This is a genomic window from Phenylobacterium sp., from assembly GCF_013911965.1.
In the GTDB taxonomy this organism is placed as follows: domain Bacteria; phylum Pseudomonadota; class Alphaproteobacteria; order Caulobacterales; family Caulobacteraceae; genus Phenylobacterium.
In genome coordinates this window covers 1-25,719 of sequence record NZ_JACESE010000006.1, presented here as the reverse complement: position 1 = coordinate 25,719, position 25,719 = coordinate 1, and the positions used below count along the sequence as shown (strand labels likewise).

The window sequence follows — 25,719 nt, the reverse complement described above, 5'->3', positions numbered from 1 at the left end:
TCTCACAATGACTTCCATGAAGAGGCTCGCCGGCGGCGCGGCTCTCACGGCGCTCGTCTGCGCCATGGGCAGCGCGGTCTACGCGCAGGAAACCACCGCGGCGATCCGCGGCCAGATCGTCGATGGCGCGGGCGCTCCGGTCGCCGGCGCGACCGTGACGATCACCCACGTCCCGACGGGCGGTGCGACCACCACGATGACGGGCGCGGACGGCATCTACTCCGCGCGCGGCCTGCGCGTCGGCGGCCCCTACCGCATCACCGCCAGTGCGCCGCAGTTCGGCGCCGGGGCCACGACCCTGCAAGCGGTGGGCGTCGGCGACGCCGCCGTGGTCGATGTCCGCCTGGGCGCCGCTGGTGAGGCCGAGGTGGCCGAGCTGGTTGTCACCGCCGCGGCCGCCGCCCCGGCCCAGGGCGGTCCGTCGTCGAACTTCACGGCCGGCGACATCGCCTCCCTGCCGTCGATCAGCCGCGACCTCAAGGACGTGGCCCGCCTCGACCCGTTCGCCACGATCGACCCGACCAATTCGGACGCGATCTCTTTCGGCGGCGTGAACACCCGGTTCAACCAGCTGACCGTCAACGGCATCCGCCAGAACGACGATTTCGGTCTGAACAACAACGGCTACCCGACCCAGCGTTCGCCGATCTCGCTCGACGCGATCGAAGCGGTGAACGTCTCCTCGGCGCCCTATAGCGTGATCAACAATGGCTTCCTGGGCGGCCAGATCAACGCGGTCACCAAGTCGGGCGGCAACAGCTTCTCGGGCTCGCTCTTCTACGAGTACAGCGACGACAGCCTGCGCGGCGACACCGTAGACGGCGTCGACTACAGCAGCGTCTTCGAGGAGAAGACCTGGGGCGCCACGCTCGGCGGCCCGATCATCCGCGACCGTCTGTTCTTCTTTGGCTCGTACGAAAAGTTCGATGGCCAGCTCGGCTTCGACACCGGTCCCGTCGGCTCCGGCGCCGCCGTTGAGATCCCGCGCATCAGCGCGACCGCGGTCGAGACCTTCCGAGAAGCGACGCAGCGCATCTACGGCTACGATCCGGGCTCCTACCTCAGCGGCGCCTTCCCGGTCGAAGACGAGAAGTGGCTCGGCAAGCTGGACTGGAACATCACCGACGACCACCGCGCGTCGTTCATCTATCAGAACACCGTCGGCAACTCGCTGAACGGCTCCGTCGGTTCGGTCTTCGCCAACGGCAACTCGACCACCCAGCCTCGCGTGGGCCTGGAGTCGAACCAGTACAACAAGACCGAAGAGCTCACGACCTACACCGTTCAGCTCAATTCCGACTGGACCGACGCCTTCTCGACCGAGGTGCGCTACTCCAGCAAGGAAACCGAGACCACCCAGATCCCGCTCAGCGGGCTGAGCGTCGGTCAGGTGGAAGTGAACGTCGCCGACCTTCCGGGCGTCTCCGCCGGCTCCGGCACGCCGCAGATCCGCTTCGGCGCCGACACCTTCCGGCACGACAACTATCTCAACGTGAAGACCGACACGTTCGAGGCCATCGGCCGCTACAGCTACGGCGACCATGACGCCCTGTTCGGCTTCCGCACGGAAACCAACGACATCCTGAACGTCTTCGTGTCGAACTCCCTCGGCACCTGGACCTTCAACAGCTACGCCGACTTCCTGGCGCGGCGCGCGGCCGGCTTCAGCCTGACGGGGGGGGTCGATCCGACGGCGGGCACCGTCCCGGCGACCCTGGGCACGGCGCGTCTCGGCGCGGCGAACTTCGATTATCGCCTGTCGAGCCTCTATGCCGAAGACCGTCTGCAGGTCACCCCGGTGTTCGATATCACCGCGGGCGTCCGCTACGACTGGTACGACATGGATGACCAGCCGAACGAGAACGCGGCCTTCTTCTCGCGCCACGGCTTCACGAATACGGCGAACCTGGACGGCAAGAGCGTGGTCCTGCCGCGCGTCTCCTTCAACTGGGACGCCACCAGCAACCTGACCCTTTCGGGCGGCATCGGCCGCTTCTCCTCGACCGGCCTGAACGTCTGGATCTCCAACCCGTTCGCCAACAACGGGGTCAACCAGACCAACGCCATCTGCCCCGCCGCGCCCTTCACCAACGTCGATCTGACGAAGGCGCCGGCCGGCTGCACCTTCACGCCGCGCGCGGGCAATGTGAACGCCATCGACCCGGCGCTGAAGATCCCGACCGCCTGGAAGGGCAATCTGACGGCCGTCTACAATGCGGACTTCGGCCGCTTCGGCGACAACTGGCGCTTCACCGCGGCTTACCTGAAGTCCGTCAACGAGAACGCCCTGCTCTGGTACAATTTGCGCTCGGTCCAGACCGGCGTGGCCCCCGATGGCCGTCCGGTGTTCTCGCAGTCGACCATGGGCGCGACCGCCGGCAACGAGAACGACTTCCTGCTGACCAACACCAAGAAGGGCAGCTCGGAATCGATCGCCCTGGTGGTCGACAAGGCCTGGCGTGAAGGTGTCTGGGACGGTCTGAACTTCAGCCTCGGCTACACCCATACCGACGCCGAAGACGCCAACCCGATGACCAGCTCGATCGCTCAGTCGAGCTATACCCGGTACGGCACCGCCAACCCGCAGAACCCGCCCGCGGAAACCTCCGACTACGAGGTGGCCGAGCGCTGGACGATGAACTTCGGCTATAGCCGCGCCTTCTTCGGTGACAACGAGACCTCGATCCAGGTGTTCGCCGAGAACCGCACGGGCCTGCCGTTCAGCTACACCTTTGCGGGCAGCCGGTCCGGCAGCTTCGATAACGACTTCGGTTACAACGTGTCCTCCTATTCGGGCCGTCAGGCGACGTCGAACGCCCTGTTCTACGTGCCGCAAATGGCCGGCGGTTCGATCACCGCGACCAGCGACCCGATCGTGCGCTATGCGCCGGGCTTCGACGTCGGCGCCTTCGATGCCTTCGTGAAGTCGAGCGGTCTGTCGGCCTATGCCGGCGGCATCGCCCCGCGGAACGCGTTCAACACGCCGGACGTGACCACGGTCGACCTGCGTATCAGCCAGGAGCTCCCGGCCTTCTTCCCGGGCGGCGCCAAGCTGCAGGTCTATATGGACGTCGAAAACCTCGGGAACCTGCTCAACGACGAGTGGGGCAAACTCGAACAGTACGACTTCCACCGTTCGGTGCCGGTCGCCACGGTCTCCTGCGTCGCCGCGGGCACGACCACGGCCGTCAACTGCGGCGCGCCGAACGCCACCTACCTCTACTCGGGCAGCCCCACCGCGATCGATCCGTTCGTGGTGCCGGAAAGCTCGCTGTGGCGGATCAAGTTCGGCGTGAAGTACCGCTTCTAAGCCGGACGACGCTGTCCGAACGAACGGGAGGGGCGGCCTTGCGGCCGCCCCTTTTCGTTTGGGCGAAGGGTCGCAGGGCGGCGGCGCTTGACGCAGCCCCCCTGTGCGCCCATCTGCGCGCCTCCTGTGCTACAGGGGCCGCGCCCGCCCGCCGCGGGGCCGAACCGGAGGGGAGCTTCCATGAGCCTTGTCGTTCCTGCCGAATGGGCGCCGCACCGCGCCATGTGGCTGGGCTTTCCGAGCCACGAAGACCTCTGGGAGGACGACCTGCCCGCGGCCGAGGCCGAGGTGGCCGCGCTCGCCCGCGCCCTGGGCGGACCCGGCGGCGAACGCGTGCGCCTCCTGACCGGCAGCCCCGAGGGCGAGGCCGTCGCGCGGCGCCTGCTGGACGGGGCCGAGGGCGTGGAGATCGTGCCCGGCGCCTTCGGCGACATCTGGCTGCGCGACACAGGACCGATCTTCGCCAAGGAGGGCGAAACGCTGTCTGCGCGGGCCTTCCGCTTCAACGGCTGGGGCGGCAAGTACGAGCTGGAGCACGACGACACCGTCGCCGGCCAGATCGCAGCCCATGCGCTGACGCCGCTCGTCCGCCACGATTTCGTTCTGGAGGGCGGGGCGCTGGACCACGACGGCTTCGGCACGGTGCTGACCACGGGCCAGTGCCTGCTGAACGCCAACCGCAATCCCGGCTGGACCCGGGACCTGGCCGAAGAGGCGCTGGCGAATGCGCTCGGCGTGCGCAAGACGCTCTGGCTGGGCGAGGGCCTGCAGAACGACCACACCGACGGCCATGTCGACAATCTGGCCCGCTTCGTCGCGCCCGGCGTGGCGGTCTGCCCGGTGGGCTTCGGCCGCGGCGATCCGAACCTCGACGCCTATGACGACGCCGCCCGCCGGCTGGCCGCCATGACCGATGCGCAGGGGCGGCCGCTGAAGGTGGTCCGCATCCCTTCGCCCGGCTGGGTGGAGGACGAGGACGGCGTCTATGTGCCGGCCTCGCACATGAACTTCATCATCGCCAACAAGGCGGTGATCGTGCCGATCTACGAGGAGCGCCCGGGCGAGATGGCCATCGAGGCGCTCAGGACCGTCTTCCCCGACCGCGCCGTCATCGGCCTGCCGTCCACCGCCATCCTGACCGGCGGCGGATCCTTCCACTGCATCACCCAGCAGGAGCCCGCCTGATGGCCCGTATCCTGAAGACCGCCGCCATCCAGACCAGCTACGGCATGGACCTGGACGCCAACATCAGGAAGACCGCCGACTTCATCCGCCAGGCGGCCGACGGCGGCGCCCAGGTGATCCTGCCCTCGGAGCTGTTCCAGGGACCGTACTTCTGCGTGGCCCAGGAGGAGCGCTGGTTCGCCACCGCCCATCCCTGGCGCGAGCATCCCTGCGTCACCGCGCTCGCGCCGCTGGCCGGCGAGCTGGGCGTGGTCCTGCCGATCTCGATCTTCGAGCGCGAAGGGCCGCACTATTTCAACAGCCTGGTCATGGTCGACGCCGACGGCTCGCTGATGGGCGTCTATCGCAAGAGCCATATCCCGGACGGCCCCGGCTATATGGAGAAGTACTACTTCCGCCCTGGCGACACGGGCTTCCGCGTCTGGGACACCCGCTTCGGGCGCATCGGCGTCGGCATCTGCTGGGACCAGTGGTACCCGGAGGCCGCACGCGCCATGGCCCTGATGGGGGCCGAAGCGCTCTTCTATCCCACCGCCATCGGCTCGGAGCCGCATGACGAGACCCTGGACACCGCCGCCCCCTGGCGGCGGGCCATGCAGGGCCACGCGGTCTCCAACGTCATTCCCGTGATCGGCGCCAACCGCACAGGCTTCGAGCCCTGGGACGGCTATCCCGGCGGCGGCCAGCGCTTCTACGGCTCCTCCTTCATCGCCGATCACCGCGGCGACCTGGTGGCCGAGTTCGGCCGTGACGACGAAGGGGTGCTGGCCGCCGAATTCGACCTGGATTTCCTGGCCACCCATCGCGCGGCCTGGGGCTTCTTCCGCGACCGGCGGACGGACCTCTATGGGGCGCTCGCCGGGCCGTGTCCCGCCTGAGCCATGGCGCGGCGTGCGCGCGCCGCCTAAGCTTTCCGCATGATCGAGACCGAACGGCTCATCCTGCGGCGGTGGCGCGAAGACGACCGGCCAGCCTTCCACGCCATCTGCGCCGACCCGCAGGTGATGGACTGGCTGGGGGGCGTGCTGACCCCCGGGGAAGCCGACCTGCGGCTGGCGCGGGTCGAGGAGACCTTTGATCGCCTCGGCTATGGCCGGTTCTGCGTCGAGCGTCGCGCCGACGGGCGGGTGCTGGGCTGGTGCGGGGTCATGCCCGCCCATGAGAGCCAGCCCATCGCCGGCACGCCGGAGATCGGCTGGCGGCTGATCCCTGAAGCCTGGGGGCAGGGCTACGCCACCGAGGCCGCCGCCGCCGTCCTTGCCGACGCCTTCCACCGTCTCGGACTGCCCGAGGTGTGGGCCTATACCAGTCCGCACAATCTGAAGTCTCAGGCGGTCATGACGCGGCTGGGCCTGACTCGCTGAGAGGATCTCGACTTCGAGAACCCCAACGTGCCGGCTGAAGATCCCTTCCGCCCGGCCTGGGTCTGGGTGGCGACACCTTAGCCCCCGCAGCCCGAGGGCGGCGCCGAAAGCCGGGCCACCTCGCGGCGGGCCTTCTCCATGTCGGCGCGGAACTCCGCATCGGCGTGCATGCGCGCCACCATCGCCGCGGCGAGATCCCGGCCGGCTTCCACGTCGCTCTCATAGTGGACGCCGCAGATGACGCGGGAGGTTCCCATCTCCTTGCCCGCCGCCATCAGTTCGTTCGCCTTGGCCGGCGCCAGTTCGGCCAGCACCAGCGCCCAGGCCCAACCCGTCATGGCGTGGCCCGAAGGATAGGAGGCGTTGGTCTTCATCCACTCTGCGCGGGCGACGCAGATGGGCGCATCGTTGCCGATCAGCGGGCGGGGACGGCCGTAGTGATCCTTGGCCGGCGTGCCGATGGTGCGCACGTCCTGCTCGACCCGCTCCAGGATATGGACGGTGACGGGCGTGGTCTTCGGATTGACGTCCAGGCCCGCGGCGCAGGCATAGCCTTTCAGCGCCTTGCCGCCCCAGAGGTCGGCGTCGGCCGCGGCCTTCTTCCAGCGCGCGCGCCCCTCCAGCGCCCGGGTTTCGGCGAAACGGGCGGCGTCGGAGCGGCCGCGGGGGCTGTCGGGCGCGGGCGGGGGGCCGATGAGGGCCGCGCCGTCCAGGTCGGCGGCGGTGAGATAGCCCTCAATCTCGGGCGGGACGAAGCTGGCCGCTTCGGCGTCCGCCGGCGCGGCGACCTGGGAGACGCCGGACGCGGCGCAGGCGGCGAGGCCGGCGGCGGCGGCCAGGGCCGCCAGATAGGGATGTATACGGATCATCCCACCCTCCTAGAACGGCTCCCCCCGCAGGGGAACCGTTCCGGAGCCGGGAGAGGCCTAACGCAGGACGGTCAGCCCGTTCTTGATCACTGTGGCGTTGCGCTCCTTCACGCGCGCCTCAAAACTGATCTCCTTGCCGTCCTTCCAGATGTCCACCGTGATGGTGTCGCCCGGGAAGACGGGGGCGGAGAAGCGCGCCTGGTGGCTCTTGATCTGGTCGGGATCGAAGTCGGTCACCGCCTGCAGGATGGCGCGGCAGGTGATGCCGTAGGTGCACAGGCCGTGAAGGATCGGCCGCGGGAAGCCCGAGCGCTTGGCCGATTCCGGATCGGAGTGCAGGGGGTTCCGGTCGCCGTTGAGGCGATAGAGCAGGGCCTGGTCCTCGCGGGTGGTGAAATCCACCGACATGTCCGGCGCCCGGTCGGGCACCTTGTGCGGCTCGGGCGCCCCTTCGGAGGGGCCGCCGAAACCGCCGTCGCCGCGGGCGAAGGTCGAGGAGGTCAGGGTGGCGACCTTCTCGCCGTTCTCGTCGGTCCAGACCGATTCATTGATGACGACGGCGCCCTTGTCCTTGCCCTTGTCATAGGCGCCGACCGTGCGGCCCTCGACGGTGAAGGTCCCCTTGGTCGGCAGGGGCTTGTGCAGCTCCACCTTCTGCTCGCCATGGACGACCATCAGGAAGTTGATCTGGCTGGGGCGGTGGCCCTCGGGCATCTGCGGGGCCGGGCCGGCATTGGCCGAGGCCCGGGCGCCGGCCGCCAGGACGGTGGCCGCGGTCGGAATGACCTTGAGGTTCTTTTCATAGACGAAGGGCAGCTCCGTCTCGTTCATCGGGTCCTGACCCATGCCCACGCCGAGCGCGTAGAGCATCACGTCCTTGTCCCCATAGGTGAAGGTGCGGGCCGGCGTCCGCTGGTCGAGAATGTCGGGATAATAGATGGGCATCTGAAAATCGTTCCTCCACGAACCCGCCTGGTGCGGGACGGTCTTCTATGGCGCGGGATTGAAACGGCAGAGGCGTCGCGACGCAAGCGCGCGCCGGGGATTTGCCGCTCCAGGTGCGATCGGCTAGAAGCGCCCGATCGCCTTGCGCACCGGCCTTTTCGGCCGTGGCGGAGGCCCTAGAAGTCCTCGAAGGTTCCTGATGACCGAGACCCCCGCGTCCGCCCAAGGCGAGATCACCGGCAACGTCCTGTTCTACTCCAAGCCCGAGCCCCTGAACCCCACGACGCACAAGGGGATGGGCGTGAAGCGGATCGACGGGCCCTTCGCCTTCGCCGCCAAGCACAACCTGGTGCCGCTGACGGTCAGCGAGTTCCAGCCGGCCGCGGCCACCGCTCCGATCATCTTCGTGGGCGAAGAGAAGACGCCGCTGATGGTCATGGGTCTGAACCACGACCAGAACATCTTCCTGGGCGACAATGGTCTGTTCGACGCCGGCGTCTACGTGCCGGCCTATGTGCGCCGCTATCCGTTCGTCTTCGCCAACGACCGCAAGGCGGGCCAGTCGATCCTGTGCGTCGACCGCGCCGCGCCGTTCTTCGCCGAGAAGGACCCGGAGATGGCCTTCTTCGACGACAAGGGCGAGCCCACCGAGTACACGCGCAACTGCCTGACCTTCTGCAACAACTACGAGGCCGAGCGTCAGAAGACCGAGAGCTTCGTGCAGCTGCTCAAGGCGCTCGACCTGTTCGAGTCCAAGGAGTCCTTCCACACCCCGACCAACGAGGACGGCTCCCCCGGCGAGCCGCAGAAGATCGCCGACTATTTCGGGGTCTCGGCGGAGCGCCTGCGCGAACTGCCGGCCGACAAGTTCCTCGACCTGCGCCAGTCGGGCGCGCTGGACCAGATCTACGCCCACCTCTTCTCGCTGGTGCAGTGGGATCGGCTGGTGGCGATCACCATGTTCCGCCAGGCCCAGCAGCAGGGTCTGGTCGCCGCCAACAGCTGAGGCGGCGCCTCGCGACGCCCGCCCCCCCGCGGGGCCGGCGTCAGCGGGCGAAGACGCTGCGGGTCAGGCAGGAGAAGACCAGCCGGCCCGCCTCGTCCAGCAGGTCGTGCTGGGCGATGACGATCCCCTTGCCCTCGCCGACGGGATCCTTGCCCATCACCGTCATGCGCCCGCGCAGCAGCTCGCCCGGCGGCGGGTTCCGGACCCAGCGCAGGGCGTCGACGCCCAGCCGCTTGGTCTGAGGCCAGCCGACGACCGCCTGGGCGTCCAGCCGCGTCCAGATCGCATAGACCATGGCGTCGGGCGCGCCCCGCTCGATCGTCCAGCCCGGCGCGAAGGCGGCGATGAAGGCTTCCAGCGCCCGCGCATCGACGGCTGCGGCGCCCAGGGGAACGACCTGGCCGATCTCGATCTCGTCGAAGGGGGCGGGCATCGGTGGACTCCTCGCGGCGGGGCTGAAACCATCGCGACCGTGCTTCCGTAAAGGATGACAGCGGCGGTCGCGCCTCGGCGAATCGCGGATGCTTTCATGCGCGCCGCCGATGGGGCCATATAGCCGCTTGCATAACCAGGTTCGAGATCAAGCATGATGCGCAGCCTCGCCGGTCTCCTTGTCGCCGCCCTGGCGGGCATGACCGGCGTCCCGTCCGCCGTCGCCGCGCCGGTCGACACCGGCCACCTGATGGCCGAGCTGGTGGCGGAGACCCGCGCCATCGCGCCGGGCCAGACCATCCATATCGCCCTGCGCCAGGACATCGACGAGGGCTGGCACACCTACTGGCGCAACGCCGGCGATTCCGGCGAGCCCACCAGCATCGAATGGTCCGCTCCCCCCGGTTGGCAGGTCGGAGACTTCGCCTGGGCGCCGCCGCACCGTCAGCCCACCGGGCCGCTGATGAACTACGGCTATTCGGGCGAAGTGCTCCTGCCGATGACGCTGACGGCTCCGGCCGACGCGGCGATGGGACAGGCGGTGACGCTGAAGGCGGCCGCCACCTTCCTGGTCTGCGAAGAGATCTGCATTCCCGAGAACGCCGACCTGACCCTGACCCTGCCGGTCCAGGCTCAGGCGGCCGAGCCCGCCGGACGCTGGGCCGGCCCGATCGGCGAGGCGCTTGCGGCCCTGCCGCGGCCGGCGGACCTGACCGCCGCCTACCGGCTGGCCGACGGCGTGCTGCAGCTGGCCGTGACCGGTCCGGCGATCGCCGAGGCGGACAAGGCCGACAGCTACTTCTTCCCGTTCGAGGGCGGCATGATCGACCATGCCGCGCCTCAGCCCATCGAGCGGGGGTCGCAGGGCCTGACGCTTTCCATCACGCCCGGCTTCGTCTTCCAGGCCCCGGAGCCGCCGCAGAGCCTGGCGGGCGTGCTAAAGGTGGGCGAGGCCTATTACGAGATCACGGCCATGCCCGGCGAGCCGCCGGCCGGCGCCGCCGGTCTTGGCCCCCCGCCCGCCGCGGCGCCGGACCCGGGCGCAGCGGGCGGCGGAGCGGGGCTCGGCCTGCCGCTCGCCATCGCCTTCGCCATACTGGGCGGGCTGATCCTCAACCTGATGCCCTGCGTCTTCCCGATCCTGGCGATGAAGGCCGCCAGCCTCGCCGGCCATGCGCACGAACAGGCCGCCGCCCGCCGCCAGGGGATCGCCTTCCTCGGCGGGGTGCTGGTGACGTTCCTGGCGCTGGCCGGGGCGCTGATCGCCGCCCAGGCGGCGGGCGCCGCCGTCGGCTGGGGCTTCCAGCTGCAGTCGCCGGCGGTGGTGGCGGGGCTCGCCCTGCTGATGCTGGCCGTGGCCATGAATCTGTCCGGCGTGTTCGAGATCGGCACGTCCCTGCAGGGCGTCGGCTCGGGTTTCGCCAGCCGCGGCGGCTATGCCGGCGCCTTCTTCACCGGCGTCCTGGCCGTGGTGGTGGCCGCGCCCTGCACGGCGCCCTTCATGGCCCCCGCCCTGGGCTGGGCGCTCACCCAGACCCCGGCGGCGGCCCTGGCCGTGTTCGCCGCCCTCGGCCTTGGCTTTGCGGCGCCCTTCGTGGCGGTGGCCTTCGCGCCGGGCCTGCTCGCCCGCCTGCCTCGCCCCGGACCGTGGATGGACGTTCTGAAGAAGGCGCTCGCCTTCCCCATGTATGGCGCAGCCGCCTGGCTCCTCTGGGTGCTCAGCCTGCAGGCCGGGCCCATGGGGCTCGCCCGTCTGCTCGCCGCCGCCGTGGTGCTGGCGGCGGCGGCCTGGATCTTCGGCCTCGCCCAGAGGCGCGAGCGCGGCGGGGGCCTTCGGGCCCTCGGCGCGGCCCTGGCGGCGGCCGCCCTCGTGGGGGCCGTGCTGCCCGCCTATGGCGGCCCCGCCCCGGCGTCGCAAGGCCAGGCCAGCGCCGAGGCCGAGCTGCCCTACGAGCCCTACAGCCCCGAGCGCCTGGCCGAGCTGCGCGCCGCCGGCACCCCGGTCTTCGTGAACTTCACCGCCGCCTGGTGCGTGACCTGCCAGGTCAACGAGCAGGTGGCGCTCGCCCGCCAGGGCGTGGCCCAGGCCCTGGCCGACAGCGGCGCGGTCTATCTGAAAGGCGACTGGACGCGGAAGGACGAGGTGATCGCCGCCGAGCTCGCCCGCCATGGCCGCGCCGGCGTGCCGCTCTATCTGGTCTATGACGCCAAGGGCTCCGAGCCCCAGGTCCTGCCTCAGCTGCTGACCGAAGGCGTGGTCATCCGCGCCCTGGAGGCCGCGGCCGGCTGAGTCCCGATGTCCGAGTGACCCCCGCGCCTGTGCTCAACGATAACCCAGGAGACGCCGATGACCCCCTCGACCGCCCCCCGCCGATCCCTCCTCGCCGGCCTCGCCGCCGGCCTGGCCTGCGCCGCTCTGGCCGCGCCCGCCGCGGCGGCGCCGACGATCGGGCAGCCGGCGCCGGCCTTCACCGCCGTCGACGCCAGCGGCAAGGCCCGCTCCCTGGCCGAGTTCAAGGGCAAGACCGTGGTGCTCGAATGGACGAACGAGGGCTGCCCCTACGTCCAGAAGCACTACAAGTCCGGGAACATGCAGGGCCTGCAGAAGAGCGCCGTCGCCGACGGCGTGGTCTGGCTGACCCTCATCTCCTCGGCGCCCGGCAAGCAGGGCTACAAGACCGCCGACGAGGCCCGCGCCTGGAAGTCGGAGGCCGGCGCCGCCTCCACCGCCGTCCTGCTGGACCCGAAGGGCGAGGTCGGCCGCGCCTACGCCGCCAAGACCACGCCGCACATGTACGTCGTCGATAAGACCGGCGCCCTCGTCTACATGGGCGGCATCGACGACAAGAACAGCGCCGATCCGGCCAGCCTGAAGGGCGCCAAGAACTACGTCGCCGCCGCCCTGGCCGACGTGAAGGCCGGCCGCGCCGTGGCCCAGCCGGTGTCGGCGCCCTATGGCTGCAGCGTGAAGTACTGAGCCCTAGACGCCGCCCGGCGCCAGGTCGGATGTGACGCTGGGCGGCGTGACGATCACTTCGATATTGTCGTTCAGCAGGTAGATCATCTCGCGCAGGGCGAGGTCGCGGGCGGCCTCGTCGGCGGCCATCTGCAGGGCCGCCATCTTCACCGGCAGGTCCTCGGCGATGCCGCGCAGGATGCAGGTGAGATCGCCGTCCGTGCCGCGCGCCTTCAGGCGCTGGTGCGCCTGCATGTCCAGTTCGGCGAGGTCGGCCAGGTCGGTCTTGAAGGCGGCGTCCGCAGGGCCCTGCGTCTTCCGCATGGCCTCGGCGCGGCCCTTCAGCGACTGCGCGCGCCCCACGATGTCGGCGAAGAAGGGCTCCAGCGCGGTGGCCGGCGGCGGCGTGGCCGCTTCGGGGGACGCGCCGGCGGGGGCGGCGGCGAGCCAGAGCAGGGCGGAAGCGGCGACGGCGGAACAGGACATGAAGCTGACCTTGTGGGACGCGGAGGGGCGGGCGCTCGCCCAACGTGACGGCGGGAACGAAGACGACGGCGCAGACTTTTGCTAACCGGCTTTGGCCAGGGTCGCATAGTCCGGTTGAACGGGGGCTTAACCATGTCTGATCTCGACGCCGCCTGGAGGCGGCTTCGCGCCGCCGGGGCCGCGGCCGCGGCGCGCTCGATTTCCGGCCTGTTCGACGGCGAGCCCGATCGGCTCGACCGGCTGACCGTGGAGGCCGCCGGTCTCTATCTCGACCTTTCCAAGCAGCCCTGGTCGGCCAAGGACGTGGCCATGGCCCTGGACCTCGCCCGAGCGGCCGATGTCGAGGGCGCGCGGGCCCGCCTCTTCGGCGGAGCGGCGGTGAACGGCTCCGAAGGCCGGGCGGCCCTGCACATGGCCCTGCGGGCGCCGGACGGCGCCGATTTCCACGCCCTGGGCGAACCTGTCTCGGCGGAGGTGGAGGCGACCCGAAAGGCGGTGTTCGACTTCGCCCGCGCCGTCGGCTCCGGCGAGCGCCGGGGTGCGACGGGCCGGCCGATCCGCGCCCTCGTCCATATCGGCATCGGCGGCTCGGACTTCGGTCCGCGCCTGGTCTGGGAGGCCCTGAGGGCGCCGGCGCCTGCGATCGAGCTGCGCTTCGTGGCCAATGTCGATCCGGCCGAGATCGCCCAGGCGCTGGCCGGCCTCGACCCGGCCGAGACCCTGGTCATCGTGGTCTCCAAGACCTTCACCACCCAGGAAACCATGGCCAACGCGGTGATCGCCCGCGACTGGCTGCGCCAGGGCCTGGGCGAAGGCGCGGATTCGCACCTGGTCGCCGTCTCGACGGCGCTGGACAAGGCCCAGGCGTTCGGGGTCCCGGCCGACCAGATCTTCGGCTTCCGCGACTGGGTCGGCGGCCGCTACTCGGTGTGGTCCTCGGTGGGGCTTTCGTGCGCCATCGCGCTGGGGCCGGACGTCTTCAAGGCCCTGCTCGCCGGCGGCGCGGCCATGGACGCCCACTTCCTCGAGGCCCCGCTGGAGGCCAACGCCCCGGTGATGCTGGCCCTGGCCCACGTCTTCAACCGCAACGCCATGGACCGCCCCGTGCGTGCGGTGGTGCCCTACGCCCAGCGCCTGCGCCTGCTGTCCAACTTCCTGCAGCAGCTGGAGATGGAGTCGAACGGCAAGCGGACCCGCGCCGACGGCCGTCCGGTGACCCAGGCGACGGCGACGGCCGTGTTCGGCGACGCCGGCACCAACGTCCAGCACGCCTTCTTCCAGCTGATGCACCAGGGGACCGACGTCATCCCGGCCGACATCCTGGCGGTTCGGAACAGCGCCGACGGCCATGCGGACTCCCAGCGCAAGCTGCTGGCCAATGCGCTGGCCCAGGCCGAGGCCCTGATGGTCGGGCGCAGCGAGGCCGAGGTGCGCGCGGCCCTGCGCGCCGACGGCCTCGATCAGGCGCAGATCGACGTCCTCGCGCCGCAGAAGACCTTCCCCGGCGATCGCCCGAGCAGCTTCATCCTGATGGAGGCCCTGACGCCGCAGGTGCTGGGCGCCCTCATCGCCCTCTACGAGCACAAGACCTTCGTCGAGGGCGTGCTCTGGGGCGTCAACAGCTTCGACCAGTGGGGCGTCGAGCTCGGCAAGACCCTGGCCGGCCGCATCCTGCAGGATCTCGAGGGCGGGGAGGCGCGCCTGCACGATCCCTCGACCGCGGCCCTGATCGAGCGGCTGAAGGGGTGAGCGGCGGGACTCGCCTTGCGCCGCCGGCTCGGCTATAGGCCCGACCCATGACCTTCGTCGCCGTCCATCATGGCCGCCATCACCATCCGATCTCCCGGGGGATCGGGCGGGGTCGCGCGGCTTAAGGCGCAGGCGACGACCCCGGCTCGAGCCCCGCAGCGGACGGGGCTCGCCGCGATCAGCATCCCGTCCGTCGCGACCCCTTCAGGAGCGACGAATGACCCGAACCGACATCCCAGTTCTTCCGACCGGCTGCGTCCTTGTGGCGCCCGGCGCCATGGATTAAGCGCCCCGACATGACCGACCAGACCCCTTCCGCCCCCGCCCGGCCCGAGGCGCGCAGTCCGCGCGGCTTCCAGGACCGTCGCGCCCGCGACCTTGCCGCCGAGCGCGCCATCCTGACGGCCGTGGCCGCCGTCTACGAGCGCTACGGCTTCGAGGCTCTGGACACCGGCGCCTTCGAATATGCCGACGCGCTCGGCAAGTTCCTGCCCGACGCTGACCGGCCGAACGAGGGCGTCTTCGCCCTGCAGGACGACGACGAGCAGTGGATGGCCCTGCGCTACGACCTCACGGCGCCGCTGGCCCGGTTCGCCGCCCAAAACTGGGAGACCCTGCCCAAGCCGTTCCGGCGCTACGCCTTCGGCCCGGTCTGGCGCAACGAGAAGCCCGGCCCGGGACGCTTCCGGGAATTCACCCAGTGCGACGCCGACACGGTCGGCTCCGCCCGGCCCGAAGCCGACGCCGAGATCATCGCCATGGCGGTGGAAGGGCTGACCGCGGCGGGCCTGCCGCAGGGCTCGGCGGCCATCAAGATCAACAACCGCAAGCTCCTCAACGGCCTGCTCTCGGCCGTCGGCGTCACCGACGAGGGTCAGAAGCTCGGCGTGCTGCGCGCGGTCGACAAGCTCGACCGCCTGGGCCCCGACGGGGTCCGCCTGCTGCTGGGCGAAGGCCGCAAGGACGAGTCCGGCGCCTTCACCAAGGGGGCGGGACTGTCGGCCAAGGCCGCCGAGGCCGTGCTCGCCTTCACCGCCGCCGGCGGGGGCCATGACCGGGCCGGCACGCTCGACCGCATCGCCGAGGTCATCGGCGGCTCGGCGGAGGGCGATGCGGGGCTGGCCGAACTCGCCGCCATCGACGCGGCCCTGAAGAGCCTCGGCGTCGCCGAAGGCCAGGCCCTGTTCGACCCCTCGGTCGTGCGCGGCCTGGAATACTATACGGGCCCCGTCTTCGAGGCCGAGCTGCTGCTCGACACCAAGGACGAGAAGGGCCAGCCGGTGCGCTTCGGCTCCATCGGCGGCGGCGGCCGCTACGACGACCTGGTGGCGCGTTTCACCGGCCAGCCGGTGCCGGCCACCGGCTTCTCCTTCGGCGTCTCGCGCCTGGCGGCGGCCCTGCGCGCCGCCGGACGCGACCAGGCCGCCGAGGTCCGCGGGCCTGTCGTGGTCATCGCCTTCTCCCAGGACGACATGGCCCATTACTTCGCCGTCGCGGGCGAGCTGCGGGCCGCCGGCATCGCCGCGGAGGTCTATCTCGGGTCGTCGGGCATGAAGGCGCAGATGAAGTACGCCGATCGCCGCCTCGCGCCGGCCGCCGTCATCCTGGGCGGCGACGAGATCGCCGCGGGCGTGGTGACGATCAAGGACCTCGATCTCGGCCGCGAGCTCGCCGCCGGGGTCACCGACAACGCCCAGTGGCGCGAGGAGCGCCCGGGCCAGGTCACCGTCCCGCGCGCCGAGCTGGTGGCCACCATCAGCCGTATCGTGAGGGGCGGCTGATGCGTGTCGAGCCCGCCATTCCCGCCGAGGTCCTGGCCGCCGTGCGCGCGCCGTTCGACGCTGCGGACGCCGCGCCTGTGGACGTGCCGCTGGTCCAGCCGCTGAACCTGGTGCTGGACCTGGTGGGCGAGGCGCTGCGCGCCCGCCTCTTCATCGTCCAGGCCGAGGGCGGTCCGGAATTCTGTCTGCGCCCGGATTTCACCGCGCCGGTGGCGCGCCGCCACCTGGAGGGCGGGACGGCCTCGGGGCGCTACTTCTACCAGGGCAAGGCCTTCCGCTCGGCCGCCGATCATCCGGGACGTCCGGAGGAATTCCTGCAGATCGGTCTGGAACGCTTCGAAGACGCCGAGGCGCCCATGCTGGAGGCCGAGGTCGAGACCCTGGCGCTGGCCTGGGCCTCGGCCAAGGCGGGCGGGCGGGGCGATCTCTCGCTCTGGCTCGGGGACGCGGGGCTCTTCGCGGCCTTTGTCGAGAGCCTGGATCTCGCGCCGGCTCTGGCCTCCCGGCTGGTCCGCATCGTCGGGCGGCCGCGCCTCCTGCGCAGCGAACTGGCCCGGGCCGGTCAGGCGGCCGAGGCGGCGGCGGAGGGCGGGCTGGCCGATCTGCTGGCCGACCTTCCGAGCGAGGCCGCCTCGAGCCTGCTGCGCGAGGTCTGGCAGCTGGCGGGCATCGCGCCGGTGGGCGGCCGCGGGCCGGGCGAAATCGCCGAACGGCTCGTGCGCAAGGCCGAGGCCCGCCGTGCGCCGGCCCTGACCCGGGAGCAGGCGGCGTCGGTGGCCGGCTTCCTCGCGGTCGAGGCTGCGCCGCAGGCGGCCTTTGAGGCGATCGAGAACCTGGCCGGGCCGAATGACGGGGCGCTGAAGGCGGCGCTGTCCGGCTGGCAGGACCGGCTTGGACGGCTCCTCGCCGCCGGCGTGCCGTCCGAGCCGCTGCGCTTCGCCGCCGGCCTTGGCTACGCCTTCGACTATTATGACGGCCTGAGCTTCGAGGTGCGCAGCGCCGCCCTCGGGCCCGAGCGCCCCGTCGCGGCCGGCGGCCGGTACGACGGCCTGCTCGCCCGGCTGGGCGGCCCCGAACGCGCCCGCGCCGTGGGCTGCATGGTGCGGCCCTGGCGGGCCTTTGCGCAGGGAGAAGCCTGATGGACGCGCCCCTGATCATCGCCATTCCTTCCAAGGGACGCCTGAAGGAACAGGTCGAGGCCTGGCTCGCCGACTGCGCGCTGAAGCTCGAGGCCGTCGGCGGCGACCGCGGCTACATGGCGAGCCTCAAAGGGCTGGAGGGCGCCCAGGTCCGCCTGCTGTCGGCCGGCGACATCGCCGAGGCCCTCGACGCCGGCGAAGCGCATCTCGGCGTGACCGGCGAAGACCTGATGCGCGAGCGGCCCGGCGATCTCGCCCAGCGGGCCCTGCTGCTGCGTCCCCTGGGCTTCGGCCGCGCGGATCTCGTCGTCGCCACGCCCAAGAGCTGGCTGGACGTCGAGACCATGGCCGACCTGGAGGAGGTCGCCCACGACATCCTGGCCCGCACCGGCCGCCGTCTGCGCGTGGCCACCAAGTACATCCTGCAGACCCGGGCCTTCTTCGCCCGCCACGGCCTGGTCGACTACCGCATCGTGGAATCGGGCGGGGCGACGGAGGGCGCGCCGGCCGCCGGCGCGGCGGAGATCGTCGTCGACATCACCACGACCGGCGCGACCCTGGAGGCGAACGGCCTGAAGGTGCTGGCCGACGGCGTCATGCTGCGCAGCCAGGCGCACCTGGCCGCCAGCCTGCAGGCCCGCTGGTCGGAGGCGGCCCTGGCCGTGGCCGAACGTCTGCTGCGCGTGGTCGAGGCCCGGGCCGCGGCGCGTTCCAGCGCCGCGCTCTCCTGGCCGGAAGATCAGGGCGCGGCGGCGAAGGTGATCGAGGATCTCCTCGCCCGCGGCGCTTCGCGGCGCCCGAACGGACTCCTGGTGGCGCAGACCGAGGCCGCAGGCGCCGGACAGGCCCTGGCGGCGGCTGGTCTTGGCCCGGTCACCGCCCTTCAGCCGGATTTCGTCTTCGAAACGGGGTCGGCGGGATTCGAGCGGCTGCGGGCGGCGGCGCTTAAAATTGACGGATAGTTCAAATATAGCGGTTTCGTGACCCCGGATTCGGCACGATTCCGGGAAAGTGCTGGAAAACTGCGCTTTTCCGCCGATTTGCGAGATTGACTCGGGGCCGGAATTGCCGTTTTCTCAATGGGCGAGAGACAAGACGGCGACACAAAGTCCAGAAGTCTCCGGCGTTTCGGGGAGGAAACGCCCGTCTGATAAGAGCGACAGCTCAAAAGAACCGGCCCGCTGCGATTATCCCCCGCAGCGGGCTTTTTCTTTTGTGGCTGCGAACTGATTTTCTGACTCTTGAGTCAAAAACAATGACGCCGCCGGTTTGCGGCCGGCGGCGTCATCTTCATCGGTCGGCGGCCGGCGTCACCAGATGCGGACCCGATCCTCCGGCGCCACGAACATCTGGTCCTGCGGCGTCACCTCGAAGGCGTCGTACCAGGCGTCGATATTGGTGGTCGGCACGTTCACCCGATAGTGCGGCGGCGAGTGCGGGTCGGTGACCAGCTGCCGGCGCAGGGCGTCCTCGCGGTACTTGCCGCGCCAGACCTGGGCCCAGCCGAGGAAGACGCGCTGGTCGCCGGTGAAGCCGTCGATGACGGGCGCGGGCTCGCCGTCCAGTGACAGGTGGTAGGCGTCCAGGCCCAGCAGCAGGCCGCCCAGGTCGGCGATGTTCTCGCCCATGGTCAGCTCGCCATTGATGTTGTGGCCGGGCAGGGGCTCGATGGCCGAGTACTGGGCGCCGAGCTTGGCGGCCTGGGCCATGAACTTCTCGGCGTCCTCGGCCGTCCACCAGTCGGTCAGCTTGCCGTCGCCGTCGGACTTGCGCCCCTGGTCGTCGAAGCCGTGGGTGATCTCATGGCCGATCACGCCGCCGATGCCGCCATAGTTGATCGCCGGATCGGCGTCGGGGTCGAAGAAGGGCGGCTGCAGGATGGCCGCGGGGAAGACGATCTGGTTCTTGGTCGGGCTGTAATAGGCGTTCACGGTCGGGGGCGTCATGCCCCATTCCTTATCGTCCACCGGCTCGTCCAGCCGGCCGACGCGGTAGGCCCATTCGAAGGCCGAGGCCCGCTCGACATTGCCGTAGAGATCGTCGGCCGAGACCTCGAGGCCGGAATAGTCGCGCCACTCCTCCGGATAGCCGATCTTCACCGTGAACTTGGAGAGCTTCTCCAGGGCCTTGGCCTTGGTGTCCTCGCCCATCCAGGTCAGGCGTTCGATGCGCCCCTTCATGGCCGTCTTGATGTCGGCCACCAGGGCTTCCATCTTGGCCTTGCTCTCGGGCGGGAAGTAGCGGGCGACATAGAGCTTGCCGAGCGCCTCGCCGGCGGAATTGTCCACCAGGGCCACGCCGCGCTTCCAGCGGGGCTTCTGCTCCGGCTGGCCCGACAGGGTCTTCTCGCGGAACTCGTAGTGGGCCTGGACGAAGGGCTCGGCCAGATAGGGCGCGGCCTGATCGGTCAGGGTGTAGGCGGCCCAGGCCTTCTGCACCTCGACCGGCGTCTCGGCGAACACCTGGGCGATCTTCGGGAAGGCCGTGTTTTCCGAGGCGATCACCCGCTCGGCCGCCGTCAGGTCCGCGCCTTCGATGAAGGCTTCCCACGGAAAGCCGGGGGCGAAGGCCTTCAGTTCGGCGATCGTGTAGGGATTGTAGGTCTTGTCGTCGTCGCGGCGCTCGGCGCGGGTCCAGGAGGCCTCGGCGATCCTGGTCTCCATCTCGACGATGGCCTTGGCGTTGGCCGCAGGCTCCGGCCAGCCCGCCAGCGTCAGAAGCTGGGCGACATAGGCCTCGTACTTCGCCTTCTGCTCGGCGAAGTTCTCCTTCAGGTAATAGTCCCGGTCGGGCATGCCGAGGCCCGCCTGGCCGAGATAGACGGTGTAGCGCTCGGGGTTCTTGGCGTCGTCATAGACATAGGCGCTGAAGATCGAGCCGCCGAAGCCCTTCATGGTGTCGCCCATCAGGCGCGCCAGGTCGTCCTTGGTGTCGGCCGCGCGGATCTGGGCCAGGTCCGCCGCCAGCGGGGCCGCGCCCTTGGCGTCCACGGCGGCCTTGTCCATGAAGCTCCTGTAGAAGGTCCCGATCAGGGCCTCGTCGCCGGTGGCGGCCGCATCGGCGGCGGACTCCTCCAGCACCGCGCGCATGCGGTTGACCGACAGTTCGTTCAGCGCATCGAACGTGCCGTAGCGCGAGCGGTCCGACGGGATGACGAGCGCATCGACATAGGTCCCGTTGGCATAGTCGAAGAAGTCGGCGCCCGGCCGGACGTTGGTCTTCATGCCCGAGGCGTCGAAGCCCCACTCGCCCATGCGCTGGGCCTTCGAGACGTCGCCGCCGGCGGCCTCTGCGGCGGGCGCGACGCTCAGCATGTGGAGGGGGCGGAAGTCGGAGGCCGTGGCCGGTGCGGCGGCGGCGACCAGGGCTGCGGCGGCGACGGCGCCGAACCAAAGGGTCTTCATTAGCAAGATCAGCCTTCAAACGGTCTGGGATGGGCGCGACCATGCCCCGCCCAGACCGTCGATGACTCATTACATTTTTGTTAGGGCCGGCCTCAGGCCTTGGCGCCGAGGGCCTCCTGGGCCTGGGCGCGCACCCCCTTGTAATCGAGCTTGCCGTTCGGCGCCCGCACGACCGGCGCGAAGACGAGGTCCCGCGGCACCTTGTAGTCGGCCAGGTGCTGCTTCACGTGCCCCTGCAGGTCGGCCAGGCCCGGCGGCTCCGCGCCAGCGAAGTCGACCACGGCGCAGATCCGCTCGCCGAAACGCGGGTCGGGCAGGCCGACCACGGCGGCGTCGCGCACGCCGGGGAAGCGCTTCAGGGCCTCCTCCACCTCTTCCGGGAAGACCTTCTCGCCGCCGGTGTTGATCACCTGGCTGCCGCGGCCCAGCAGGGTGATGGCGCCGTCGGCCTCGACGGTCGCCCAGTCGCCGGGCACCGACCACCGCTTGCCCTCGAAGACGCGGAAGGTCTTGGCCGACTTCTCTTCGTCCTTGTAGTAGCCGAGCGGCACATTGCCGCCGACCGCGACCAGGCCGCGCTCGCCGGAGCCGGGCTCGACGCGACGTCCGTCCTCAGTGAAGACGGCCGCATTGGGTCCGGCGGTGAACTTGGCCGTGGCCGCAGCGGCGCCGCCGCCGGAGGCCGAGGAGGCGAGGCCCAGCGCCTCCGAAGAGCCCAGACTGTCCATCAGCATCACATGGGGCAGGTGCTTGAGCAGGCCCTGCTTGTTCTCCGCCGACCACATGGTGCCGGAGGAGATGATCCGCTTCAGGCTGGGGAGGGTCCAGCGGCCGGGGTTCGCCTCCAGGCACTCCAGCATCGGGGCGGCGAAGGCCAGGCCGACGATGATCAGGCCGCTGACGCCCAGGCGCTCGACCTCGTCGAACAGCAGGGCGGGGTCGAACTTGCGCTGGGGCAGGGTGGCGATGGCGCCGCCGGCGACCAGCTGACCGAACGAGATGAACTGGCCGGTGGCGTGCATCAGGGGCGCCACCGGAATGGTGATCGCCTGTTCCACGCCGTTCTCGGCGTTGGCCTTGGCCCGCGCGCCGGCCTCGGCGCAGGTCTCCAGCGGGGGCAGGCCGAGCAGCAGGTTGGCGCCGCCGCCGAGGCCCTTGAACAGGTCCTCCTGGCGCCACATCACGCCCTTGGGCATGCCGGTGGTGCCGCCGGTGTACATGAAGAGCAGGTCGTCGGCCGAACGGCCCCAGGACGCTTCGAAACGCGAGGCGCCGGCCCCCGCGACCGTCTCGTAGTCGACCGCCCAGTCCGGCGCGGGATGGCCGTCTTCGGCCACGGCGATCCAGGTCTTCACCTTCGGCAGCCGGTCGCGCACGGACGCTGCGGTTTCGGCGAAGGAGGCGTGGAAGACCACCGCCTCGGCGTCGGCGTTGTCGAACAGATAGACCAGCTCGTCGCCGCTGTAGCGATAGTTGGTGTTGAACGGGACGAGGCCGGCCTTGAAGGCGGCGAAGTAGGTCTCGAGGTATTCCGGCGCGTTGTAGAGGTAGGCCGCCACCTTCGACTGGCGGGTCAGCCCGGCCTCGACCAGGTGGGCCGCCAGGGCGTTGGCGCGGGCGTCGAACTGCGCCCAGTCGACCACGCGCTCGCCGTGGATCAGGGCCGGGCGGTCGGGCGTGGCGCTCGCGACCGCTTCCCACAGGTTGGCGTAATTCCAAACCTCCATAAGACGTCCTCCATGTTTAAAATATGCGGCGCATAAGGGGCGCCGGCGGGAGGCGAGTCAACGGCGGCGCATGGCGCAAACCCTGTCTGCGCAAGGCGCGGGCCGATGCGCCGGGCAGGCGGCGCACAGGCCCGCCCGCCGCGCCAGATGCTTTCGCACTTGCGGCTGCGCCTGCCATACTCGGGACGAACGGGCAGGGAGCAGGCATGGAAAGTCACGTATCGGCTGGCGGCTACAAGGACGTCGTCCTCTTCCTCGCCACGGCCGGCGTGGTGGTGCCCCTCTTCCGCCGCTGGCGGATCAGCCCGATCCTCGGTTTCCTGTGCGCCGGCGTGGCGCTCGGCCCCTATGGCCTGGCGCGCCTCGGCGAGTTCGCGCCCTGGGTCTCCTCCTTCACCGTCGACAATCCGCGCGAGATCGCCCAGCTGGCCGAACTCGGCGTCGTCTTCCTGCTCTTCATGATCGGCCTGGAGCTGTCGTGGGAGCGGCTGCGGCTGATGCGGCGGCTCGTCTTCGGCCTCGGCGCGGCCCAGGTGGGGATCAGCACCCTGGCCCTGGCGGGGCTCGGCATGCTCTTCGGGCTGGAGGTCGCCCCGGCCGCGGCCATCGCCGCGGCGCTGGCCCTGTCCTCCACCGCCATCGTCATGCCCGTTCTGATCGAGCAGCGGCGCCACCATTCCCAGGCCGGCCGCGCCACCTTCGCCATCCTGCTGTTTCAGGACCTGGCCGTGGCCCCGATCCTCATCACCCTGGCCGTGCTCGGCAGCCGGGGCGGCGAGGAGTTCTCGCCCCGCCTGCTGCTGGCCTTCGCGCCGGCGGCCATGGGCATGGTCGCCCTGGTCGCCTTCGGACGGCTCTTCCTTCGCCCGCTCCTCCGCTCGGTCGCCCGCGCCAAGAGCGAGGAGCTCTTCATGGCCGCCTGCCTGCTGGTGGTCATCGGGGCCGGTCTGATCAGCGCCGTCACCGGCCTCTCCATGGCGCTGGGGGCCTTCGTCGCGGGCCTGCTGCTGGCCGAGACGGAGTTCCGGCACGAGGTCGAGGTCACCATCGAGCCCTTCAAGGGCCTCCTGCTCGGCCTCTTCTTCCTCTCCGTCGGGATCAGCCTGAACCTGTCGATGGTGGCGGCGCGGCCGCTGGAGGTGATGGGCCTGGCGGCCGGCCTGCTGATCGCCAAGGGGGCGGTGATCTTCGCCATCTCGCGGTTCCTGAAACTGCCGGCGCTGGCCGCCGCCGAGATCGCCCTGCCGCTGGCGGCGGGCGGGGAGTTCGCCTTCGTCATCATCGATCAGGCCATGCGCCTCGGCGTCGTGCCGCGGGCGACCGGCGAACTGGTGGTCGTCGCCGCGACCCTGACCATGGCCACGATCCCCGCCCTCGGCTGGCTGAGCGAGCGCCTGGCGCGCCGAGAGCCTCCTCCGCCGCTCGACGAGGCGCCGCCGCTGGACCTGGGGGAGGAGGCGCGCGTGCTGGTGGTCGGCTATGGCCGCGTCGGCCAGCTGGTGGGCGACATGTTGAGCCGGCACGGGGCGCCCTGGGTCGCCGCCGAACTCGACCCCAAGCTGGTCGAACAGGGACGACGGGCGGGCAAGCTCTGCTATTTCGGCGACGCCACCCGGGCGGAGTTTCTCCGGCGCTGCGGCCTCGGCGAGGCCCACGCCCTGGTCGTCACCATGGACAGTCCCGAGGCGGTGGAGACCGTCGTGGCCGTGGCCCGCCAGCTGCGCCCCGACCTCGCCATCGTCGCGCGCGCCCGCGACTCCCGCCACGCCAAGCGGCTGTACGAGCTCGGGGCCACCGACGCCGTGCCGGAGACGGTGGAGGCCAGCCTGCAGCTTTCGGAGACGGTTCTGGTGGAGATCGGCGTGCCGATGGGTTTGGTCATCGCCTCGATCCACGAACGGCGCGACGAGTATCGCCAGGAGCTCAACCGCCCCGACGCCCTGGGCGGCAGGACGAGACGGGCGCGGGCGGGCGATGCGGCGTGACCGCGACCTCGCCACAACTTTCCACTGTGGCGAGATCGGCATTGCGTTCCTCGCTGCATAGCTGCACCATTTGCGTCATCTGCGATGAGCAGACAGAGAAAAATTCCTGCGACGGATGATCCGAGGTGGGAACTCACGGGCGATGTCGGCGTTCTTGGCCGCGGCGCCTCAGGGCGAAGGATTGTCTGGGCTGAGGGTGAGGCGGCGCAGCGACGGAGGAGGGCAGGCGACAGGCCGGTCCCGAGCCGGAGCATCCGCCGCTCTCCGGAAAGACCAGCCCATCCCGACGTCCCGAAGCGTCCGGCTTGCAGTCGGGGGGGTGAGTCCTCGTCTAAGTCGCGTAGTTCGAGAACGTCAGCCGGAACGGCCGGTCGCGCCGCGAGAGCGCGGGCCGGCAGGGGCGAAAGGCCTTCATTCCGGGATACAAGGGAGGGGAGCGACCTTAGGATTTCTCGCCAAGTTCCACGATTTGGCCGGGCGTTTGCGCCGGGGTGTTGCGTCGGCGACACTTTCGCAGCGGTTCGGCCTTGCTATAAACGCTGCTGGGTCAAATGGCCGCAGCAGAGGGCATGAGAGGGCTCAATTATGAAGTTTAAACTCCTGGCGGGCGCCGCCTTCGCGGCGGTCGTCGCCGCGTCCGGCGCCTCCGCGCAAGAGGCCGGCTGGTACGGCGCTCTGGATCTCGGCTACCACTGGCCGGAAGGCATCGAGGCCGGTTCCTCGAACGACGGCCCCGGCGGCGTCCCCTACAACTGGGACTTCAGCCAAAGCGACGACTGGGCCGGCTTCGCCCGTCTCGGCTACCAGCTGAACCCCAACTGGCGCGTTGAGCTCGAGGGCGGCTACCGCCCCGGCGACATCGACTCGGTCCGCGGCGCCCCCGGCTCGCATCCGGGCCTCTGCACGCCCGGCGTGGTGCGCACCGCTGCGGCCCCGGATTGCGGTCCGCCGAGCGGCGACATCGAAGCCTGGACCCTGATGGGCAATGTCATCTACGACATCGCTCCGGGTGCGGCGCTCAATCCGTTCGTCGGCGTCGGCGTCGGCGTGAACCACGTCAAGATGGACGTGGTCGGCCAGTTCGCCACCGTGGGCGGCCCGTTCACGGCGGCCAACCCCGCCATCCAGAACCTGACCATCGACGACGAAGACACGGCCCTGGCCTATCAGGTGCTGGCCGGTCTCGCCTGGGCGGCGACCGACCGTCTGGACGTCGACCTGACCTACCGCTACCTCGGCGGTTCGGATCTGGACTTCGCCTCGACCGGCGCCGCCTCGCTGCAGCCGGGCGTCTTCTCGGGCGACTACCGCGATCAGTCGGTGACCGTGACCTCATAGGCCTGGGCGTCGAACTGGGCGCGTTCGGGATTGAGCGGCAAGC

General features: G+C 70.4%; 19 protein-coding genes. 13 read left to right on the top strand and 6 right to left on the bottom strand.

Annotation, left to right across the window (positions count from 1 at the left end):
- Nucleotides 1–16 precede the first annotated feature (16 nt).
- The 4 genes from H2041_RS07665 (at nt 17) to H2041_RS07650 (ending at nt 5,859) form a co-directional block, all read left to right on the top strand.
- Nucleotides 17–3,310, top strand: a complete 3,294-nt coding sequence (locus H2041_RS07665) for a TonB-dependent receptor (protein WP_293411215.1) — start codon at nt 17–19, stop codon at nt 3,308–3,310.
- 180 nt (nt 3,311–3,490) lie between these two features.
- Nucleotides 3,491–4,495: an agmatine deiminase family protein gene (locus H2041_RS07660; protein WP_293411213.1), complete on the top strand. Its 1,005-nt coding sequence runs from the start codon at nt 3,491–3,493 to the stop codon at nt 4,493–4,495.
- The gene (gene aguB, locus H2041_RS07655; RefSeq protein WP_293411211.1) at nt 4,495–5,373 is read left to right on the top strand and encodes an N-carbamoylputrescine amidase; all 879 of its coding nucleotides are present in this window, start codon (nt 4,495–4,497) and stop codon (nt 5,371–5,373) included. Before H2041_RS07660 ends, aguB begins: the two co-directional genes overlap by 1 nt.
- Nucleotides 5,374–5,412: 39 nt before the next feature.
- Complete coding sequence (locus H2041_RS07650) at nt 5,413–5,859, top strand: GNAT family N-acetyltransferase (RefSeq protein WP_293411209.1); 447 nt, start codon at nt 5,413–5,415, stop codon at nt 5,857–5,859.
- Nucleotides 5,860–5,936: 77 nt separating this feature from the next.
- Here the strand turns inward: H2041_RS07650 and H2041_RS07645 are convergent, their stop codons facing one another.
- Together H2041_RS07645 and H2041_RS07640 are read right to left on the bottom strand one after the other, a co-directional pair.
- Entirely contained in the window at nt 5,937–6,728 is a 792-nt protein-coding gene (locus tag H2041_RS07645; RefSeq protein WP_293411207.1) for a phosphatase PAP2 family protein, read from the bottom strand.
- 57 nt (nt 6,729–6,785) lie between these two features.
- Nucleotides 6,786–7,673: a MaoC/PaaZ C-terminal domain-containing protein gene (locus H2041_RS07640; protein WP_293411205.1), complete on the bottom strand. Its 888-nt coding sequence runs from the start codon at nt 7,671–7,673 to the stop codon at nt 6,786–6,788.
- A gap of 199 nt (nt 7,674–7,872) precedes the next feature.
- Here H2041_RS07640 and H2041_RS07635 point away from each other — a divergent pair, with 199 nt between their 5' ends.
- Nucleotides 7,873–8,679: a SapC family protein gene (locus tag H2041_RS07635; protein ID WP_293411202.1), complete on the top strand. Its 807-nt coding sequence runs from the start codon at nt 7,873–7,875 to the stop codon at nt 8,677–8,679.
- Between the two features lie 40 nt (nt 8,680–8,719).
- On the opposite strand, the gene H2041_RS07630 is transcribed toward H2041_RS07635, so the two are convergent.
- A complete protein-coding gene (locus H2041_RS07630; protein ID WP_293411199.1) occupies nt 8,720–9,112 on the bottom strand; it encodes an acyl dehydratase in 393 nt (130 codons plus the stop codon).
- Between the two features lie 153 nt (nt 9,113–9,265).
- Here H2041_RS07630 and H2041_RS07625 point away from each other — a divergent pair, with 153 nt between their 5' ends.
- On the top strand, nt 9,266–11,401 hold the full coding sequence (locus tag H2041_RS07625; RefSeq protein WP_367133184.1) for a protein-disulfide reductase DsbD family protein: 2,136 nt from the start codon (nt 9,266–9,268) through the stop codon (nt 11,399–11,401).
- A 57-nt stretch (nt 11,402–11,458) separates the two neighbouring features.
- On the top strand, nt 11,459–12,088 hold the full coding sequence (locus tag H2041_RS07620; RefSeq protein WP_293411195.1) for a thioredoxin family protein: 630 nt from the start codon (nt 11,459–11,461) through the stop codon (nt 12,086–12,088).
- Between the two features lie 3 nt (nt 12,089–12,091).
- Here the strand turns inward: H2041_RS07620 and H2041_RS07615 are convergent, their stop codons facing one another.
- Nucleotides 12,092–12,553, bottom strand: a complete 462-nt coding sequence (locus tag H2041_RS07615; protein WP_293411192.1) for a hypothetical protein — start codon at nt 12,551–12,553, stop codon at nt 12,092–12,094.
- Nucleotides 12,554–12,685: 132 nt separating this feature from the next.
- Here H2041_RS07615 and pgi point away from each other — a divergent pair, with 132 nt between their 5' ends.
- From pgi to hisG, 4 genes are all read left to right on the top strand, one after another.
- A complete protein-coding gene (gene pgi / locus H2041_RS07610; protein WP_293411189.1) occupies nt 12,686–14,302 on the top strand; it encodes a glucose-6-phosphate isomerase in 1,617 nt (538 codons plus the stop codon).
- Between the two features lie 296 nt (nt 14,303–14,598).
- Nucleotides 14,599–16,083, top strand: a complete 1,485-nt coding sequence (gene hisS, locus H2041_RS07605; RefSeq protein WP_293411187.1) for a histidine--tRNA ligase — start codon at nt 14,599–14,601, stop codon at nt 16,081–16,083.
- Nucleotides 16,083–17,222 (top strand): ATP phosphoribosyltransferase regulatory subunit, encoded by a 1,140-nt coding sequence (locus tag H2041_RS07600; protein WP_293411185.1) that lies wholly within the window; start codon nt 16,083–16,085, stop codon nt 17,220–17,222. The genes hisS and H2041_RS07600 overlap by 1 nt, the downstream gene beginning before the upstream one ends.
- Nucleotides 17,222–18,184 (top strand): ATP phosphoribosyltransferase, encoded by a 963-nt coding sequence (gene hisG, locus H2041_RS07595; RefSeq protein ID WP_293411183.1) that lies wholly within the window; start codon nt 17,222–17,224, stop codon nt 18,182–18,184. Before H2041_RS07600 ends, hisG begins: the two co-directional genes overlap by 1 nt.
- A 348-nt stretch (nt 18,185–18,532) precedes the next feature.
- Here the strand turns inward: hisG and H2041_RS07590 are convergent, their stop codons facing one another.
- Both H2041_RS07590 and H2041_RS07585 read right to left on the bottom strand, forming a co-directional pair.
- Nucleotides 18,533–20,626, bottom strand: coding sequence for a M13-type metalloendopeptidase (locus H2041_RS07590; RefSeq protein WP_293411180.1), 2,094 nt, complete (start codon nt 20,624–20,626; stop codon nt 18,533–18,535).
- Nucleotides 20,627–20,718: 92 nt separating this feature from the next.
- Complete coding sequence (locus H2041_RS07585) at nt 20,719–22,353, bottom strand: AMP-binding protein (protein WP_293411178.1); 1,635 nt, start codon at nt 22,351–22,353, stop codon at nt 20,719–20,721.
- 206 nt (nt 22,354–22,559) lie between these two features.
- On the opposite strand from H2041_RS07585, the gene H2041_RS07580 reads away from it, so the two are divergent.
- Nucleotides 22,560–24,338, top strand: a complete 1,779-nt coding sequence (locus H2041_RS07580) for a cation:proton antiporter (protein WP_293411175.1) — start codon at nt 22,560–22,562, stop codon at nt 24,336–24,338.
- 585 nt (nt 24,339–24,923) lie between these two features.
- Nucleotides 24,924–25,676: an outer membrane beta-barrel protein gene (locus H2041_RS07575; RefSeq protein ID WP_293411172.1), complete on the top strand. Its 753-nt coding sequence runs from the start codon at nt 24,924–24,926 to the stop codon at nt 25,674–25,676.
- Nucleotides 25,677–25,719 lie beyond the last annotated feature (43 nt).

What these genes read in the sequence shown, in the direction of transcription:
- H2041_RS07665 (WP_293411215.1), top strand. Translation starts at nt 17, where the DNA reads ATGAAGAGGCTCGCCGGCGGCGCGGCTCTCACGGCGCTCGTCTGCGCC.
- H2041_RS07660 (WP_293411213.1), top strand. Translation starts at nt 3,491, where the DNA reads ATGAGCCTTGTCGTTCCTGCCGAATGGGCGCCGCACCGCGCCATGTGG.
- aguB (WP_293411211.1), top strand. Translation starts at nt 4,495, where the DNA reads ATGGCCCGTATCCTGAAGACCGCCGCCATCCAGACCAGCTACGGCATG.
- H2041_RS07650 (WP_293411209.1), top strand. Translation starts at nt 5,413, where the DNA reads ATGATCGAGACCGAACGGCTCATCCTGCGGCGGTGGCGCGAAGACGAC.
- H2041_RS07645 (WP_293411207.1), bottom strand. Translation starts at nt 6,728, where the DNA reads ATGATCCGTATACATCCCTATCTGGCGGCCCTGGCCGCCGCCGCCGGC.
- H2041_RS07640 (WP_293411205.1), bottom strand. Translation starts at nt 7,673, where the DNA reads ATGCCCATCTATTATCCCGACATTCTCGACCAGCGGACGCCGGCCCGC.
- H2041_RS07635 (WP_293411202.1), top strand. Translation starts at nt 7,873, where the DNA reads ATGACCGAGACCCCCGCGTCCGCCCAAGGCGAGATCACCGGCAACGTC.
- H2041_RS07630 (WP_293411199.1), bottom strand. Translation starts at nt 9,112, where the DNA reads ATGCCCGCCCCCTTCGACGAGATCGAGATCGGCCAGGTCGTTCCCCTG.
- H2041_RS07625 (WP_367133184.1), top strand. Translation starts at nt 9,266, where the DNA reads ATGATGCGCAGCCTCGCCGGTCTCCTTGTCGCCGCCCTGGCGGGCATG.
- H2041_RS07620 (WP_293411195.1), top strand. Translation starts at nt 11,459, where the DNA reads ATGACCCCCTCGACCGCCCCCCGCCGATCCCTCCTCGCCGGCCTCGCC.
- H2041_RS07615 (WP_293411192.1), bottom strand. Translation starts at nt 12,553, where the DNA reads ATGTCCTGTTCCGCCGTCGCCGCTTCCGCCCTGCTCTGGCTCGCCGCC.
- pgi (WP_293411189.1), top strand. Translation starts at nt 12,686, where the DNA reads ATGTCTGATCTCGACGCCGCCTGGAGGCGGCTTCGCGCCGCCGGGGCC.
- hisS (WP_293411187.1), top strand. Translation starts at nt 14,599, where the DNA reads ATGACCGACCAGACCCCTTCCGCCCCCGCCCGGCCCGAGGCGCGCAGT.
- H2041_RS07600 (WP_293411185.1), top strand. Translation starts at nt 16,083, where the DNA reads ATGCGTGTCGAGCCCGCCATTCCCGCCGAGGTCCTGGCCGCCGTGCGC.
- hisG (WP_293411183.1), top strand. Translation starts at nt 17,222, where the DNA reads ATGGACGCGCCCCTGATCATCGCCATTCCTTCCAAGGGACGCCTGAAG.
- H2041_RS07590 (WP_293411180.1), bottom strand. Translation starts at nt 20,626, where the DNA reads ATGAAGACCCTTTGGTTCGGCGCCGTCGCCGCCGCAGCCCTGGTCGCC.
- H2041_RS07585 (WP_293411178.1), bottom strand. Translation starts at nt 22,353, where the DNA reads ATGGAGGTTTGGAATTACGCCAACCTGTGGGAAGCGGTCGCGAGCGCC.
- H2041_RS07580 (WP_293411175.1), top strand. Translation starts at nt 22,560, where the DNA reads ATGGAAAGTCACGTATCGGCTGGCGGCTACAAGGACGTCGTCCTCTTC.
- H2041_RS07575 (WP_293411172.1), top strand. Translation starts at nt 24,924, where the DNA reads ATGAAGTTTAAACTCCTGGCGGGCGCCGCCTTCGCGGCGGTCGTCGCC.